This window comes from Pseudogemmobacter sp. TB195, assembly GCF_058313095.1.
In genome coordinates, this window is record NZ_JBZEGG010000174.1 from 1 (window position 1) to 568 (window position 568).

Here is a 568-nt window from a genome sequence, read left to right on the forward strand (position 1 = left end):
GCAACGTTCGGCGTTATCGGCGCCGGCGGCCTGCTCGGCCCTGCCCTGTATCGTAGCTGGCAAAGCCGTAACACCCTGCAGGGCCCATTCAACGTCAGGTTCATGGAGCGCGTCGAGGCGCCCTCATCGCCCGGGGCGCATCCGTTCGTCCCTGACGAACCGCGCGCCCCCGCCGGGGCAGCACCATTACTTTTCCCTGTCCGTGAACCGGACTTCCCCATACCACTTCCACGCCACCTCGACCGTTCGGCAACCCCGTCGCATGAAGCCCCTCCAGACGACCCCATGCCAGAGTTGTCGCCGGTGGCCCGGAGCAAAGCGCCAGCCGCCGGTGAGGACGGCGCGCCAGCGATCCCCGAAATATCGGTTCCGCCGCCCAAGCCGCCGAGAACCTTCAGGCACGACTTCAAGAATGATTCCGGCGCGTCCTCGATGCCCCGCTCGGTCGCAGATACGCGAGCCGAACGCGCCGTTTCTCACCGCGCCGCCCATGACGATCTTCTTGAGGCGGGCCTGTTCCCCTTTTGACGCTACGCCGGCGCGTGCCTGCCAAGGCTGAAAAAGCCGG

General features: G+C 66.7%; 1 pseudogene. It reads left to right on the plus strand.

The window, feature by feature from the left end:
• A pseudogene (locus AC4FS3_RS29220) lies at window positions 1-528 on the plus strand (hypothetical protein); the annotation flags it as partial.
• Window positions 529-568 lie beyond the last annotated feature (40 nt).